General features: G+C 74.8%; 16 protein-coding genes. 9 read left to right on the top strand and 7 right to left on the bottom strand.

The window, feature by feature from the left end; all coding sequences use genetic code 11:
* Nucleotides 1-65: 65 nt before the first annotated feature.
* Nucleotides 66-545 carry an NfeD family protein gene (locus tag ACFQ8E_RS17105; RefSeq protein ID WP_430551766.1) on the bottom strand — a complete coding sequence of 160 codons (480 nt, stop codon included), beginning with the start codon at nucleotides 543-545 and terminating at the stop codon, nucleotides 66-68.
* Between the two features lie 124 nt (nucleotides 546-669).
* Nucleotides 670-1,467 carry an ABC transporter ATP-binding protein gene (locus ACFQ8E_RS17100; RefSeq protein WP_430551765.1) on the bottom strand — a complete coding sequence of 266 codons (798 nt, stop codon included), beginning with the start codon at nucleotides 1,465-1,467 and terminating at the stop codon, nucleotides 670-672.
* 86 nt (nucleotides 1,468-1,553) lie between these two features.
* Here ACFQ8E_RS17100 and ACFQ8E_RS17095 point away from each other — a divergent pair, with 86 nt between their 5' ends.
* Complete coding sequence (locus ACFQ8E_RS17095) at nucleotides 1,554-2,327, top strand: hypothetical protein (protein ID WP_430551764.1); 774 nt, start codon at nucleotides 1,554-1,556, stop codon at nucleotides 2,325-2,327.
* A gap of 7 nt (nucleotides 2,328-2,334) precedes the next feature.
* Here ACFQ8E_RS17095 and glgA read toward each other — a convergent pair whose 3' ends face one another.
* Complete coding sequence (gene glgA / locus ACFQ8E_RS17090; RefSeq protein WP_430551763.1) at nucleotides 2,335-3,639, bottom strand: glycogen synthase; 1,305 nt, start codon at nucleotides 3,637-3,639, stop codon at nucleotides 2,335-2,337.
* A 65-nt stretch (nucleotides 3,640-3,704) separates the two neighbouring features.
* Here glgA and glgC point away from each other — a divergent pair, with 65 nt between their 5' ends.
* The 4 genes from glgC to ACFQ8E_RS17070 all read left to right on the top strand — a co-directional run bounded on the left by glgC (nucleotide 3,705) and on the right by ACFQ8E_RS17070 (nucleotide 7,729).
* The gene (gene glgC, locus ACFQ8E_RS17085; RefSeq protein ID WP_430551762.1) at nucleotides 3,705-4,949 is read left to right on the top strand and encodes a glucose-1-phosphate adenylyltransferase; all 1,245 of its coding nucleotides are present in this window, start codon (nucleotides 3,705-3,707) and stop codon (nucleotides 4,947-4,949) included.
* Complete coding sequence (gene serB, locus ACFQ8E_RS17080; RefSeq protein WP_430551761.1) at nucleotides 4,942-5,679, top strand: phosphoserine phosphatase SerB; 738 nt, start codon at nucleotides 4,942-4,944, stop codon at nucleotides 5,677-5,679. The genes glgC and serB overlap by 8 nt, the downstream gene beginning before the upstream one ends.
* A 62-nt stretch (nucleotides 5,680-5,741) precedes the next feature.
* Nucleotides 5,742-7,166, top strand: a complete 1,425-nt coding sequence (locus tag ACFQ8E_RS17075) for a purine-cytosine permease family protein (protein WP_430551760.1) — start codon at nucleotides 5,742-5,744, stop codon at nucleotides 7,164-7,166.
* Nucleotides 7,163-7,729 carry a cysteine hydrolase family protein gene (locus ACFQ8E_RS17070; protein WP_430551759.1) on the top strand — a complete coding sequence of 189 codons (567 nt, stop codon included), beginning with the start codon at nucleotides 7,163-7,165 and terminating at the stop codon, nucleotides 7,727-7,729. Before ACFQ8E_RS17075 ends, ACFQ8E_RS17070 begins: the two co-directional genes overlap by 4 nt.
* Before the next feature lie 16 nt (nucleotides 7,730-7,745).
* On the opposite strand, the gene ACFQ8E_RS17065 is transcribed toward ACFQ8E_RS17070, so the two are convergent.
* The 3 genes from ACFQ8E_RS17065 to fabG are packed head-to-tail and all read right to left on the bottom strand — an operon-like array spanning nucleotide 7,746 to nucleotide 9,955.
* A complete protein-coding gene (locus tag ACFQ8E_RS17065; protein WP_430551758.1) occupies nucleotides 7,746-8,294 on the bottom strand; it encodes a SixA phosphatase family protein in 549 nt (182 codons plus the stop codon).
* 49 nt (nucleotides 8,295-8,343) lie between these two features.
* A complete protein-coding gene (gene fabI / locus ACFQ8E_RS17060) occupies nucleotides 8,344-9,108 on the bottom strand; it encodes an enoyl-ACP reductase FabI (protein WP_429728911.1) in 765 nt (254 codons plus the stop codon).
* Nucleotides 9,109-9,163: 55 nt separating this feature from the next.
* The gene (gene fabG, locus ACFQ8E_RS17055) at nucleotides 9,164-9,955 is read right to left on the bottom strand and encodes a 3-oxoacyl-ACP reductase FabG (protein WP_430551865.1); all 792 of its coding nucleotides are present in this window, start codon (nucleotides 9,953-9,955) and stop codon (nucleotides 9,164-9,166) included.
* Nucleotides 9,956-10,173: 218 nt separating this feature from the next.
* Between fabG and ACFQ8E_RS17050 the strand changes: the two genes are divergently transcribed.
* The 3 genes from ACFQ8E_RS17050 to ACFQ8E_RS17040 are packed head-to-tail and all read left to right on the top strand — an operon-like array spanning nucleotide 10,174 to nucleotide 11,935.
* Nucleotides 10,174-10,701, top strand: coding sequence for a DUF3099 domain-containing protein (locus ACFQ8E_RS17050; protein ID WP_430551757.1), 528 nt, complete (start codon nucleotides 10,174-10,176; stop codon nucleotides 10,699-10,701).
* Nucleotides 10,701-10,937: a hypothetical protein gene (locus ACFQ8E_RS17045; RefSeq protein ID WP_430551756.1), complete on the top strand. Its 237-nt coding sequence runs from the start codon at nucleotides 10,701-10,703 to the stop codon at nucleotides 10,935-10,937. The genes ACFQ8E_RS17050 and ACFQ8E_RS17045 overlap by 1 nt, the downstream gene beginning before the upstream one ends.
* Nucleotides 10,934-11,935: an SURF1 family protein gene (locus ACFQ8E_RS17040; protein WP_430551755.1), complete on the top strand. Its 1,002-nt coding sequence runs from the start codon at nucleotides 10,934-10,936 to the stop codon at nucleotides 11,933-11,935. Before ACFQ8E_RS17045 ends, ACFQ8E_RS17040 begins: the two co-directional genes overlap by 4 nt.
* Here the strand turns inward: ACFQ8E_RS17040 and ACFQ8E_RS17035 are convergent.
* Nucleotides 11,908-13,506, bottom strand: a complete 1,599-nt coding sequence (locus tag ACFQ8E_RS17035) for an ABC-F family ATP-binding cassette domain-containing protein (protein WP_430551754.1) — start codon at nucleotides 13,504-13,506, stop codon at nucleotides 11,908-11,910. The two genes, ACFQ8E_RS17040 and ACFQ8E_RS17035, sit on opposite strands and share 28 nt — an antisense overlap.
* 124 nt (nucleotides 13,507-13,630) lie before the next feature.
* Between ACFQ8E_RS17035 and ACFQ8E_RS17030 the strand changes: the two genes are divergently transcribed.
* A complete protein-coding gene (locus ACFQ8E_RS17030; protein ID WP_430551753.1) occupies nucleotides 13,631-15,112 on the top strand; it encodes a DUF2809 domain-containing protein in 1,482 nt (493 codons plus the stop codon).
* Nucleotides 15,113-15,114 lie beyond the last annotated feature (2 nt).

The raw sequence follows: 15,114 nt of genomic DNA, 5'->3' as shown, positions 1-15,114 counted from the left end.
CGGGGCACCCGGCGGGTCGTACGGGTCCCTGCGCGGTGCGGTCAGGGCCACCCGAGCCACAACCGTCAGGCGGTGTGCTCGGGCTGCTCGTGCGTCGTCGCGACCGGCTCGACCACGGCGGTGGCGCCCTCGATGCGCAGCACGCGCACCTCCGCTCCGACCGGGACGCGCCCGGTGGAGTTCGGGATGCCGTCATCCTCGAGCCGGGCGCTCCAGACCTCGCCCTGCAGCTTGACGCGGCCGCCGGTCTCCGTGACCTCGGCCAGCACGACGGCCGACCGGCCGATCTGTGCCGCGGCGTTGGTCTCCACGAGAGGCGTGCGCTGGCGCAGGTGGCGCAGCAGCCACGGGCGGAGCGTGAAGAGCAGCAGCGCCGACACGATGCACGCCACGACGATCTGGAGCCAGAGCTCGCCGCCGGCCGCGGCTGTCACCGCACCGCCGAGCGCGCCCCCCGCGAGCATGATCAGCACGAGGTCCAACGAGAGCATCTCGATCGCGGCGAGCAGCAGCGCGCCTCCGACCCACCACAGCCAGGAGTCCACGGTTCTCTCCCCTCGTCGTCCCTCGCGGGAGCGTGCGGTGCCGGGAGACCCTCAGAAGAGCGACGCCCCCGCCACCATGTTTTGCACAGACTTTACCAAGCCTGAGCCGACGCGGGAAGCCGTTTCAGCGACCGGCGGGTCGCGCCGCGCGGGCCAGCCAGCGGCCTCCGCCGTGGGCGACCATCAGCGGGGTGCCGAACGCCTGCGAGAGGTTGTCCGCGGTGAGCACCTCGTGGATCGGCCCCGCGGCCTGGATGCCGCCGCGCTTCATGAGCATGAGGTGCGTGAACCCCGGCGGGATCTCCTCGACGTGGTGCGTCACGAGCACCAGGACCGGCGACGCCGGGTCGGCCGCGAGCTCGGCGAGCGCCCCGACGAGTTCCTCGCGGCCGGCGAGGTCCAGGCCCGCCGCGGGCTCGTCGAGCAGCAGGATCTCCGGGTCGGTCATGAGGGCGCGGGCGATCTGCACGCGCTTGCGCTCGCCCTCCGACAGCGTGCCGTAGAAGCGGTCCGCCAGGTCGGCGACGTCGAACGCCGCCAGCAGGTCCTTGGCGCGCTGCTCGTCGAACTCCTCGTACGTCTCCTGCCAGCGGCCGGTCACGCCGTACGCCGCCGTGAGCACGACGTCGCGCACGGTCTCGCTGCCCGGGATCCGGTCGGCGAGGGCCGCGGAGGCGAAGCCGATCCGCGGGCGCAGCTCGAAGACGTCGACGCGGCCCAGCCGCTCGCCCAGGAGCTCGGCGGTGCCGGCCGTGGGGTGCGAGCGCGCGGCGAGGATCTGCAGCATGGTCGTCTTGCCGGCGCCGTTGGGGCCGAGGACGACCCAGCGCTCGCCCTCGTTCACCTGCCAGTCCACGGCGTCGAGGATGGTGGTGGTGCCGCGTCGTACGGTGACGCCCTGCAGGTCGAGAACCGCGCTCATGAGGCCCGACCCTACCCGAGCCGTGCGCCGGGACGGCCCGCGTCCCGGCCTGCGACGACGGTGCCGGGACGTCTACCCTGAGGCCCGTGGAGACCGACCCGACCGCGCTGCCCCGCAGCGTCGTGCTCGCGCTCTGGCTCGCCACCGCCGGCGCCGCGCCCGGCGTGGTGGTGCGCAACGTGCAGGGCGACGACGAGCCGCACGGCGTCGTCGGGCTGCCCGGCCGCGCCGACGAGGACGACGCCGACCTGCGCGACCTCGTCACCGCGTGGCTCGCCGGGCCCCGCGAGGTCTGCGCCCTGCTGCCCGCGCCCGGCGACCTGGGCGGCGCGCCCGCCGCGGTGAGCGCCGAGGCCACGGACGCCGGGGAGTGCGTGATGATCACCACCCCGGCCGGGTCGTGGGCCGCGGTCCCCGCGGTCACGGCGTTCGGCAGCGCGCTCGAGCCCGGGCACCTCGTGGCGTGGCAGGTGCGGCCCGTGCCCGCCTGGTCGACCCACGTCGCCGGGACCCTCGGCTCGCTCGCCGACGCCGAACGGGAGCTGCGCACCAGCCTCGTCACCGCGACGGACGCGCTCGACTCCCTCGACGTCGCCCGGTGGCGCGACGACGCCGCGGACGCCATCGAGCGGCTGCGCGGCGGCAGCACCGACGCCTGGCCCGTGCCCGCGCTGGACGGCCGGCGGGCCCGCGTGCTGCAGCTCGCGACCCGGCTGCTCGCGATCGTCGACCTCGCGACCGTCGACGACGGCGGCGCCGTGAACCTCTGGCAGTCGGACCAGCGGTCCACCGCCCTGCGCGAGGTGGAGCGCACCGCGCGGCACGCGCTCAGCGCCGCGACGTACGCCTCGGTCCGCTGAGGTCCCGTCAGCCCGCGAGGACCGACCGGTAGACGTCGAGGGTGCGCTCGGCCACCGCCTCCCAGGAGAACAGCTCCTCGGCCCGGCGCCGGCCGGCCTCCCCCAGCCCCGCGGCCCGCGCCGGGTCGGCGAGCACCCGCTCGAGGGCGGCCGCCAGGTCCCCCACGAACCGCTCCGGGTCCAGCGGCGTGCCCGTGCCGTCGTCGGCCTGCTCGATCGGCACCAGCGCGCCCGTGACGCCGTCGTCGACCACCTCGGGGATGCCGCCGGTCGCGGTGCCGACGACGGGCAGGCCCACCGCCATCGCCTCGAGGTTGACGATCCCGAGCGGCTCGTACACCGAGGGGCAGACGAAGACGGTGCTCGCCGCGAGCACGGCGACGAGGTCCGGGCGTGGCAGCATCTGCTCGATCCAGACCACCCCGGCCTCCGCGCCGGTGCCGCCGGGCCCGGCGACGCCCGTGCCGCCCCGCGCCCGGCGCAGCTCGGCCACGAGCCCGCGCACCTCGGCCATGAGCTCCTCGGTGTCGGGGGCGCCCGCGCACAGCACGACCTGCACCTCGCGCGGCAGCCGTGCCGCGGCGCGCAGCAGGTACGGCAGGCCCTTCTGGCGCGTGATCCGCCCGACGAACACCACGGCCGGGCGCTCGGGGTCGATGCCGAGGTCGCGGACGACGCGCTCCGCCGCGGGGTCGCCCGCCGGCGGACGCCGCCAGCCGGCGAGGTCGATCCCGTTGTGCACGACGTGCACCCGGTCCGGGTCCAGCTCCGGGTAGACCCGCAGGATGTCGGAGCGCATCCCGGCGGACACGGCGACCACGCCCGCGGCGCCCAGGTAGGCCGTGCGCTCCGCCCACGAGGACAGGGCGTACCCGCCGCCGAGCTGTTCCGCCTTCCAGGGCCGCAGCGGCTCGAGCGAGTGCGCCGTCACGACGTGCGGCACGCCGTGCAGCAGGCCGCCGACGTGCCCGGCGAGGTTGGCGTACCAGGTGTGCGAGTGCAGGACGTCGGCCCCCCCGACGTCCTGCGCCATCGCCAGGTCCACGCCGAACGTGCCGAGTGCCGGGTTCGCGGAGGCGAGCTCGGCCGGCACGCCGTACCCGATGACGTCCGCCCCGGCGTCGTCGCCGGTGCGCGGCCCGTCGAAGCAGCGCACCCGCACGTCGACGTGGCGGCGCAGCACCGCCGACAGCTCGGCGACGTGCACCCCGGCGCCGCCGTAGACGTGCGGCGGGTACTCGCGGGTCAGCAGGTCGACCCGGAACGGGCGGCTCGCTGGGCTGCTGGACGGGCTGCTCGTCGACGTGCTCACGCGGCCAACCTAGCGGGGTCGGCGGGTCGCGGGCGCGGCGGCCCACGACGCCCTAGGGTCGGGGCATGGCGTCGACCCAGCCCCGCGTGCTCGCGATCGTCCTCGCCGGGGGCGAGGGCAAGCGCCTCATGCCGCTCACCGCGCACCGTGCCAAGCCGGCGGTCCCCTTCGGGGGCATCTACCGGCTCGTCGACTTCGCGCTGTCCAACATCATCAACTCGCACTACCTGCACGTCATCGTGCTGACCCAGTACAAGTCGCACTCGTTGGACCGGCACATCTCCAAGACGTGGCGGATGTCGTCGCTGCTCGGCAACTACGTGTCGTCCGTGCCCGCGCAGCAGCGGGTCGGCAAGCACTGGTACCTCGGCTCGGCGGACGCCATCTACCAGTGCCTCAACATCATCGACGACGAGCGGCCCGACATCGTCGTGGTCGTGGGCGCCGACCACGTGTACCGGATGGACTTCTCCCAGATGGTCGAGGCGCACGTCTCGTCGGGCGCCCGCGCCACGGTCGCGGCGATCCGGCAGCCGATCGCGATGGCCGACCAGTTCGGCGTCATCGAGGTGGACCGCGAGGACCCGACCCGGATCAGCGAGTTCCTCGAGAAGCCCGAGAGCCCGGTGGGGCTGCCCGACTCCCCCACCGAGGTGCTCGCCTCGATGGGCAACTACGTGTTCGACGCGGACGCGCTCGTCGAGGCCGTCACGAAGGACTCGGCCGACCCGGACTCCCGGCACGACATGGGCGGCGACATCATCCCCGCGTTCGTCGCCGAGGGCACCGCCGGCGTGTACGACTTCATCCGCAACGAGATCCCCGGCTCCACCGACCGCGACCGCGACTACTGGCGCGACGTCGGCACCATCGACGCCTACTTCGAGGCCAACACCGACCTCATCGCCGTGCAGCCGGTCTTCAACCTGTACAACCAGGACTGGCCCCTGCTCACCGGCTACACGGGCCTGCCGCCGGCGAAGTTCGTGCACGCCGGGCCGGGGCGCCTGGGCCACGCCGCCGACTCGATCGTCTCGCCTGGTGTCCTCATCTCCGGCGCGACCGTCGCAGGGTCCATCCTGTCCCCGGGCGCGCACCTGCACTCCTGGGCCACCGTCACGGACGCCGTCGTGATGGACAACGTCCAGGTGGAGCGGCACGCCCAGGTCCACCGCGCCATCCTCGACAAGAACGTGGTGGTGAGCGAACGGGCCCGGGTCGGCGTCGACCACGACGAGGACCGGGCCCGGGGGTTCACCGTCTCGGAGTCGGGGATCACCGTCGTCCCGAAGGGCACCGTCGTTGCTTGATCCCGCTCGAACCGCCCCCGCCCCTCGCAGCACCGAGAACGGCGGCGCCGGGGCCCCCCGCCGTCGGCTCGTCGTCACCGACGTCGACTCCACGTTCATCACCGCCGAGGTGATCGAGCTGCTCGCCGACCACGCCGGCACCCGCGCCCAGGTCGCCGAGGTGACCGAGCGCGCGATGCGTGGCGAGCTCGACTTCGCCGGCTCGCTGCGCGAGCGGGTCGCCACGCTGCGCGGCGTCCCCGTCGAGGCGCTCACCGCGGTGCGCGAGGCCGTCGTCCTGACCCCCGGCGCCGCCGACCTCGTGAGCGAGGTGCACCGGCGCGGCTGGGAGTTCGGCCTCGTCTCGGGCGGCTTCGCCGAGATCCTCGGCCCGATCGCCGACGCGCTCGGCATCGCCCGCTGGCGCGCCAACCGCCTCGAGGTGGCCGACGGCGTGCTCACCGGCCGCACCGTCGGGCCGGTCGTCGACCGTGCCGACAAGGCCGCCACGCTGCGCCGCTGGGCCGCCGAGTGCGGGCTCGAGATGGTCGACACCGTCGCCGTCGGGGACGGCGCCAACGACCTCGACATGATCGACGCCGCGGGCATCGGCATCGCCTTCGCCGCGAAGCCGCTGGTGCGCGCGCAGGCGCCGTTCAGCGTGGACGGACCCCGGCTCGACGACGTGCTCGGCGTCATCGACGCGGTGGACGCCGCCGCGGGCCGCGGGCCCGGCACCGCGCAGCCCTGAACCGGCAGCCCTGAACCGGCAGCCGTAGCGCGAACCGCCTGGCAGGGGCCAGGATCGGTGCCATGGCGACGACGGTCGAGACCAACGCGCTCAACACCATCGACGAGTCCGAACGGCACGGGCGACCCCGGGACCTGTTCTGGCCGTGGTTCGCGGCCAACGTGTCCGTGCTGGGCCTCGGCTACGGCGCGTACCTGCTGGCCTTCGGCGTGTCCTTCTGGCAGGCCGTGGTCGTGGGTGCGGTCGGCATCGTGGCGTCGTTCCTGGCCTGCGGGTTCATCTCGCTCGCAGGACGGCGCGGCTCGGCGCCCACGATGGTGCTGAGCCGGGCGGCGTTCGGCGTGGACGGCAACCGGCTGCCGTCGCTGCTGTCCTGGATCCTCACCGTGGGCTGGGAGACGGTGCTCGTCGCCCTCGCGACGCTCGCCACCGCCACCGTGCTCGGCACCCTCGGGTGGGGCGGCGGCACCGTGACGCAGGTCGTGACGCTCGCCGTCGTGGCGCTGGTCGTGGTGGCCGCCGGGATCTTCGGGTTCCAGCTCGTCATGCGGCTGCAGCAGGTGATCACCGTGCTGACGGCGGTGCTCACCGTGGTGTACGTGGTGCTCGTCGCGGGCCACGTCGACTGGGCGACGGTCGCCGCGATCCCGCCGGGGAAGGCGCCCCAGGTGATCGGCGGGCTCGTCTTCATGATGACCGGGTTCGGCCTCGGCTGGGTGAACATGGCCGCCGACTACTCGCGCTACCTGCCGCGCACCGCGTCCGGGCGGGGCGTCGTCGGCTGGACGACGTTCGGCGCGTCCCTGCCGCCCGTCCTGCTCCTGGTCGCCGGGCTCCTGCTGGCCGGGTCGGACCCCGCCCTCGCCGACGCGATCGGCACCGACCCGATCGGCGCGCTGGCCGTGCTGCTGCCGGAGTGGTTCCTGATCCCCTTCATGGTCGTGGCGCTGGCCGGGCTGATCGGCGGCGCGGCCCTCGACATCTACTCCTCCGGCCTCGCGCTGCTGTCGCTGGGGCTGCCGGCGCCGCGCTGGGTGGCCGCCGCGATCGACGGCGTCCTCATGGTGCTCGGCGCGATCTACGTCGTCTTCGTCGCCGACGACTTCTTCGGCCCGTTCCAGGGCTTCCTCATCACGCTCGGCGTGCCGATCGCCGCCTGGTGCGGCGTCCTGCTCGCCGACATCGCGCTGCGGCGGCGGGACTACGCGGACGACGAGCTGGGCGACCGCCGCGGGCGGTACGGCAGCGTGCGCTGGTCCGCCGTGCTGCTCGTCGTGGCCGGCACCGCGATCGGCTGGGGGCTCGTCACCAACACCTACGCGGGCTGGTTGTCGTGGCAGGGCTACCTGCTGGGGCCGCTGGGCCTCGGCGGGCGGGACGGGGAGTGGGCGGGCGCCAACCTCGGCGTGCTGGTCGCCCTCGCGCTCGGGCTGCTCGGCACGTTCGTGCTCTCGGCGCGGGCCGTGCGCCGGCAGGAGGCGGCATGAGCGCCCCGACCCCCGGCGACGGCGGCGCCGCCCTCGTCGTCGTCGACATGCAGGTGGTCTTCGGCCGACCGGGCAGCCCGTGGGCCTCCCCCGGCTTCGACGCCGCCGCCGACGCCCTGCGTCGCCTGCTGCCCGCGTTCGCCGGGCGCACCGTGTGGACGCGCTACGTGGCGCCCCGCGCACCGCAGGGGGCCTGGCGGGAGTACTTCGCGCAGTGGCCGTTCGCCCTCGTGCCGCCCGACGACGCCCTGTACGGATTCGCGGACGGCCTGGACCCCGCGGGAGCGCCCGTCGTCACGGCGACGACGTTCGGCAAGTGGGGGCCCGAGCTCGACGCGGCAGCGGGGCACGCCTCCGAGCTGGTGGTGGCCGGCGTCTCCACCGACTGCTGCGTGCTGTCGACGGTGCTGCCCGCGGCCGACGCCGGTCGGCGGGTGCGCGTGGTGGCCGACGCCTGCGCCGGGGCGAGCGCCGCCGATCACGAGCGGGCGCTCGACGCGATGCGGCTCTACGCGCCGCTCGTGGAGGTCACGACCGTCGACGAGGTGCTGGGCGCGGTCTGACGCCCCGGGCGGACGTTCAGGACGGGCGGCCGACGTGCACCAGGCGGGCGCCGTCGCGGCCCCACTCGGCCCACGGCTCGGCCGACTCCAGCACCGCGTAGGTGGCGGTCGGGACGCCCACGCGCACCTGCGCGACGGCCGCGGCGTCCGAGCCGTCGCCCGCGAGGTAGGCCGCCGTCGCCGCCATGGTCGGCTCGTGCCCGACGACGAGCACCGTGCGCGCCGACGCCTCGACCTCCCGCAGGAGGCCGAGGACGTCGCGCACGCTCGCCTCGTAGAGCTCGTCGCGCACCTCGAGCGAGGCGTCGGCGGCGCCGTCGAGGTGCGAGGAGGCCAGGTCCCAGGTCTGCCGGGTGCGCAGCGCGGAGGACACCAGCGCGACCTGCGGGCGCAGCCCCGCGGCGGTCAGCGCCATGCCGACACGGCTCGCCTGCTTGCGCCCGTTCAGCGCCAGCGGGCGGCGGTCGTCGGGGATCACGCCCTTGCCGGGCTCCGCCTTGGCATGGCGCAACAGCACGAGGCGCCAGGTCGGCGCCTCGCCCTCGGCCTGCGTTACCGCTCTCATGGGCTCCGTCTCACAGGTCGTTCCGGGGGCCGCTCCGGGCCCCGACCCGTCACTGACCCATCGCGTGCACACCGCCGTCGACGTGGACGATCTCCCCCGTCGTGGCGGGGAACCAGTCCGAGAGAAGTGCCACGACGGCGCGCGCAGCCGGCTCCGCCGTCGTCTGGTCCCACCCCAGCGGGGCCCGCTGCGGCCAGGCGTCCTCCATGGTCGCGAACCCCGGGATGGACTTCGCGGCCGTGGTGCGGATGGGCCCGGCGGAGACGAGGTTACACCGGATGCCGTGCGGCCCGAGGTCACGGGCCAGGTAGCGGTTGGCGGACTCCAGACCGGCCTTCGCGACGCCCATCCAGTCGTACACCGGCCAGGCGAACGTCGCGTCGAACGTGAGGCCGACGTAGGCGCCGCCGGACATCAGCGGGCGGGCCGCCTCGATGAGCGACTTGTACGAGAACGTGGAGACCTGGAGGGCCGTCGCGACGTCGCCCCACTCGGCACCCAGGAAGTTGCCGCCCATGACGGACTGCGGCGCGAAGCCGATCGAGTGCACGACGCCGTCGAGGCCGTCCACGTGCTCCTTGACGCGCTCGGGGAGCGCCGCGAGGTCCTCGTCGCTGGTGACGTCCAGCTCCACCACCGGCGCCGTGACCGGCAGCCGCTTCGCGAACGCCTGCGTGAGCTTCATCTGGCGGCCGAACGAGGTGAGCACCACCTCGGCGCCCTCCTCCTGGGCGAGGCGGGCGGCGTGGAACGCGATGGAGCTGTCCGTGAGGACGCCGGTGACGAGGAGCTTCTTGCCGTCGAGCAGAGCCATGATGACCTTCCGGTTGTGCGGGGGTGAGGAAGCGAGGGGTGCGGGGCGGGGCCGGTCAGTGACCCATGCCGAGGCCGCCGTCGACCGGGACGACGGCGCCGGAGACGTACGCCGCGGCGTCGGACGCGAGGAACTCGACGACGCCGGCGACCTCGTCGGTCGAGGCGAAGCGGCCCGCGGGGATGGACGCCTTGTACTGCTTCTGGGTGGCCTCGGGCAGGGCCGCCGTCATGTCGGTCTCGACGAAGCCCGGCGCCACGACGTTCGCGGTGATGCCGCGGCCGCCGAGCTCCCGGGTGATCGACCGGGCCATGCCGACGAGGGCCGCCTTGGACGACGAGTAGTTGACCTGGCCGGGCCCGCCGTAGAGGCCCACGACCGAGCCGACGAGCACGATGCGGCCCTTGCGCGCCCGGATCATGCCCTTGGACGCGCGGCGCACGCAGCGGAACGTGCCGGTCAGGTTGACGTCGAGCACCGTCTCGAACTCCTCGTCGCTCATGCGCATGAGGAGCTGGTCGCGGGTCACGCCGGCGTTGGCGACGAGCACCACGACGGGGCCGAGGTCGGACTCGATGCTCGAGAACGCGGCGTCCACGGCCGTGCTGTCGGTGACGTCGGCGACGTAGCCGTGCACCCCGGCCGGCAGGTCACCGCCACGGTAGAGCGTGGCGACCGTGTCGCCCGCGGCGACGAAGCGCTCGGCGATGGTGCGGCCGATGCCGCGCGCCGCGCCGGTCACGACGACGACCCGGCCGGTGGGTGCGGCGGGCTGGGGGGCGGGGGCGTCGGTCACGGTTCTCCTCGGCGGTCGGGGGCGGTGCGTCGGCACCGGTGTCGGCGTCATGCTGCTCGGCATGCCGGTCGACAGGATGCTCGACGTCGTCGGGACGGTGCTGCGGGCGGTCGGGCACGGCCGACGCCCTGGTGACGCTACCCCGACCGGGCGGCCCCGCAGGGTCGCGGCGCGTCACACGTCCTCGCGGCGCTTTGTCGGATCCCTACAAGGCGAGGTGCTGTCCCGTCGGGTCCCTGGGCCTGCGCGTGCCGCCTTAGACTGGCCGGGTGAGCAACGCCCGCGCGACCTCCCCCGGTCCGCGCCCCTCCGGAGGCCGCCGCCACGGTGCGGACCAGGTGCCCGAGGTCCCCTCGATCACCAGCGCCCCCGAGCCGCTGGAGGAGGACCAGGCGCGCCGCACGCGGCGCTACCTCATCCAGATGGGAATCCGGATCGTGTGCTTCGTCGGCGCCGTGCTCGTGGACGTCCTCTGGATCCGCCTGGTGCTGGTGGCCGCCGCCGTCGTCCTGCCCTACTCGGCCGTGCTCTTCGCCAACGCCGGCCGCGACCGCGTCACCTACGACACGTCGCCGATGGTCGACGTCGCGCCCGCCGAGCTCACCACGTCCGCCCAGGACGGCACCGCGCCGCGCCGCCGGGAGACCTCCGGGCCGGAGACCTTCGACGGCCCGCACCGCGTCGTGGAGCACCAGGACGACGAGCCGACGGACGAGAACCCCACGGACGTGGACCCGACGGACGTGGACCCGACGGACGTGGACCCGACGGACGAGAACTCAGGAGGAACTCGCTGATGGACCTGCTCGGGACGAACGCCGACCCGGTGGCGGGCGAGCTGGTGTGCTCCGCCAAGGGCTGCCGCGCCGAGGCCGCGTGGGGCCTGCTGTGGAACAACCCGCGGCTGCACACCCCGGAGCGCCGCAAGGTGTGGCTCGCGTGCGACGACCACCGCGAGCACCTCGAGCAGTTCCTCGGCGCACGCTCGTTCTGGAAGCAGACCGTCCCCGTCGCGGAGCTCGATCGCGCGTGACGACCGACCACCCCTCGACCGGCAGCCCCCTGGCGCCGGGCGACCACCGCTCCCCCGATGCGCCGGCGGCCCCCCGCACCCGCCGGCAGTGGATCACCCTCGGCCTGGGTGCCGTGCTCCTGGCCGCCGTGTGCGTGCTGGCCGCCGTGTGGCAGTGGCACCGCTACACCTGGCGCGAGGCGCAGATCGACCTGGTGCAGTCCAACTACGCGGCGGCGCCCGTCCCCCTCGCCGACGTGCTGCCCGAGCCCGGCGCCGTCCTCGACCCGGACGACGAGTGGCGACCCGCGGTGGCCACCGGCACCTACCGCCCCGAGGACACGGTGCTGCTGCGCAACCGGCCCGTCGGCGGCCAGCCCGGCTTCCACGTGCTGGTGCCGCTCGAGACCACCGGGGCGGACGGGGAGCCCGTCGTCATCGTCGTCGACCGGGGGTTCGTGCCGCTGGGCGAGGACGCGAGCGCGCCGTCCTCCGTGCCCGACCCGCCGGCCGGCGAGGTCGAGGTGACGATGACGATGCGGCCCGACGAGCCCGCCTCGGACCGCGGCACCCCCGCGGGCCAGGTGCAGGCCATCCACACCGACCAGGTGCTCGCCGCGGGCGCGGACGGCGCCGCGTGGGCCGACGGCGCCACCGTGGGCGGGTACGGGCAGCTGCGCTCCGAGGACCCGGCGGCCGCGACGACGCCGGGCGCGCTCCCCGAGCCGGACACCGATCCCGGCTCCCACCTCAGCTACACCGTGCAGTGGTGCATCTTCGCGCTCGGCGCGCTGGGCGGCTACGTCGTGCTGTGGCGGCGCGAGACCCGGCCGGTGCACGTCACGGCGGGCGACCTCCTCGCGGCGGGCGAGGGCCCGGACCCGCTGGACGGGACCGGCCGGCCGGGCGCCGCCGTGCGTCCGCAGCGCGCCCGGCGGCCGCGGGTGGACGAGGACTACGAGGACGCGCTGCTGGACGCCGCTGAGCGGCCTCAGGCCAGCGACACCAGCTCGGCGTAGTCCGCGGACCACAGGTCCTCGTCGCCGTCCGGCAGCAGCAGCACCCGCTCCGGGTTGAGCGCGTCGACGGCGCCGTCGTCGTGGGTGACCATCACGACGGCGCCCTCGTAGGTGTCGAGCGCCCCGAGGATCTCGGCGCGCGACGCCGGGTCGAGGTTGTTCGTCGGCTCGTCGAGCAGCAGCACGTTCGCGCTGGAGACGACGAGCGTGGCGAGCGCGAGGCGCGTCTTCTCGCCGCCGGACAGCACGTTCGCCGGCTTCTCCGCGTCGTCCCCGCTGAAGAGGAACGACCCGAGCACGGAGCGCACCTGGGTGTCGGTGAGGTCCGGGGCCGAGTGCCGCAGGTTCTCCACGACGGTGGCGTCCATGTCCAGGGTGTCGTGCTCCTGGGCGTAGTAGCCGATCTTCAGGCCGTGCCCCGGCACGACGCGGCCCGTGTCGGGCTCCTCGACGCCGCCGAGGATGCGCAGCAGCGTCGTCTTGCCCGCGCCGTTGAGGCCGAGGATGACCACGCGGGACCCGCGGTCGATCGCGAGGTCGACGCCCGCGAAGACCTCCTGCGAGCCGTAGCTCTTCGACAGCTCCTCGGCGGTGAGCGGCGTGCGACCGCAGGGGGCGGGCTTCGGGAAGCGCAGGTGCGCGACCTTGTCCGCGCGCCGCTCCCCCTCCAACCCGGAGAGCATCCGCTCCGCGCGCTTCATCATGTTCTGCGCGGCCGTGGCCTTCGTGGCCTTGGCACGCATCTTGTCGGCCTGGGCCAGCAGCACGCCGGCCTTCTTCTCCGCGTTCGCCCGCTCGCGCCGGCGGCGGCGCTCGTCCTGCTCGCGCTGCTCCAGGTACGCGTCCCAGCCCAGGTTGTACTGGTCGAGCTCGCCGCGGTTCGCGTCCAGGTGGAACACCTTGTTGACGGTGGCGCGCAGCAGGTCGACGTCGTGGCTGATCACGACGAACCCGCCGTTGTACGACTTGAGGTAGTCGCGCAACCAGACGATCGAGTCGGCGTCCAGGTGGTTCGTCGGCTCGTCGAGCAGCAGCGTGTCGACGCCGGAGAAGAGGATCCGCGCGAGCTCGATGCGACGGCGCTGGCCGCCGGACAGCGTGTGGAGGGGCTGGGCGAGCACGCGGTCGTCGAGGCCCAGGTTGCTGGTGATGCGGTGCGCCTCGGACTCCGCGGCGTACCCGCCGGCGGCGAGGAAGCGCGCCTCGAGCTTCGGGTACCGCTCCAGGGCGGCGGCCTGCGTGTCGGCGTCGGCCGAGGCCATCAGGCCCTCGGTCTCGCGCATCTGCGTGACGATGCGGTCCAGCCCGCGCGCGCTGAGCACCCGGTCCATCGCGATGACGTCGAGGTCTCCCGTGCGCGGGTCCTGCGGCAGGTACCCGATGTCGGTACCCCGCGTGATCTGCCCTGCCGCGGGCAGCGTCTCGCCCGCGAGCGTCTTGGTGAGCGTCGTCTTGCCCGCGCCGTTGCGGCCGACGAGCCCGATGCGGTCGCCCGGGGCGATGCGGAACGTCGCCTCGTGCAGGAGGGTACGGGCGCCGAAGCGCAGCTCGACGCCGTGGGCGGTGATCAAGGCAGGGGTGTCCTTCGAAAAGCGGGCGGGGTTCTGCGTCGAGTCTAGTGCTCGGCGCCCCGTCCGACGACGACTTAGGTCACAGGGGGTCCGGCCGCACCCCGCTGTCGATAAGGTTCCCCGCGTGACACGCGCCCCCCGCCCGGCGACCGCCGGCCTCGCCGTCGTCGTGGTCCTCGCCGGCCTCGGCGGCCGCACCCTGCTCGCTCCCGCGGTCGGCGGGCCGCTCGGGGACGCCCTCTTCGCGACGCTCGTGGTGCTCCTCGTGGCGTTCGTCGCCCCGCGCACCCGCCCGGTCGTGGCCGGCGTCGTCGGGCTCGTCGTGTGCGCCGGGATCGAGGCCGCCTGGCTGACCGACGTCCCGGCCCAGGTGGTCGCGCGCTTCCCGCTCGCGCGGTATGCGCTCGGCACGGCGTTCACGCCTGCCGACCTGGCCTGGTACGCCGCCGGGGCCGTGGTGGGCGCGGCGCTGCTCGCCCTGGTCCGCCCCCGGTCGCGCGGGGTGGACCTCTCGCTGCGGCACGTGCGCGCCGCGGGCGGGCCCCGGCGGCTGCGCGCGTCGCGCGTGGTGCCCGTCGGGCTCGTCGTCGCGCTCGCCGCGGCGGGCGGGGCCCTCGCCTGGGTGCTGCGCTCCGAGACCCAGGACCTGTCCGCGCGGCTCGTCGTCGCGCAGGACGCGCTCGACGGCTCCGCCGACAAGGTGACCGACCCCGACGTCCGCGAGGACCTCGCCGCGACGATCGTCGACGCCCGCGCGCTGATCGACGCGACGCCGGTCCTCGACCGGCTGCCCGGCGACGCCCCGGCGCTCGGCGCGCGGCTCGACGACGACGTGGCGGCCGTGCAGGCCGCACGGCTCGCGTTCGCCCGCGCGCAGGCCGTCGAGTCCCGCGACGCGCTCGCCCCGGTGGCGCGCCGCGCGGGTCGCGTGCTGGCCGCGACCGACGAGCTCGCCGAGGACGGGAAGGACGCCGGCGAGACGCTGCGCGCCACGTCGCGCGACGCCCTCGGGACCGCCGACGAGCTGACCTCCGAGACCCAGGACGACCGGCTCGCCACGGCGTCGCTCGCCGACCTCGAGTCCGCCGCGGCGGACCTGTCCGCGCTCCGCGACGACCTGGCGGGCACGACCGTGGACCTGCTGACCGCGCAGGACGCCGTCGTGTGCCCCGAGCCGGACCAGGTGTGGTTCCCGGAGGCCGGGAAGATCTCGGCGAAGCGGCTCGCGCCGATCCCGTGGGCGCCGCAGCACTCGGTGCGCGCGGACGTCCTGGACGGGCTGGTGGCGCTCGACGCCGCCTACCGGGCCGAGTTCGGTCAGCACCTCACGGTGAACTCCGCCTACCGCAGCTACGACCAGCAGGTCGCGGTGTACAACCCCGACGACCCCAACCCGCTGGCCGCGCCGCCCGGGTGCTCGAACCACGGCCTGGGCACCGCCGTCGACATCGCCATGGGCCCCGAGGGGTTCGACAGCGCGCGCTACGCCTGGCTCAAGGAGCACGCCGAGGAGCACGGCTGGACCCACCCGGGCTGGGCCGAGCCCGACGGCCGGCTGCCCGAGCCGTGGCACTGGCAGTCGGTCGAGACGCCGACGGAGTACTGACC

Source organism: Isoptericola sp. NPDC056573 (genome assembly GCF_042793335.1).
Taxonomy (GTDB): Bacteria; Actinomycetota; Actinomycetes; order Actinomycetales; family Cellulomonadaceae; genus Isoptericola.
This window is presented reverse-complemented; position numbering and strand designations above follow the sequence as displayed.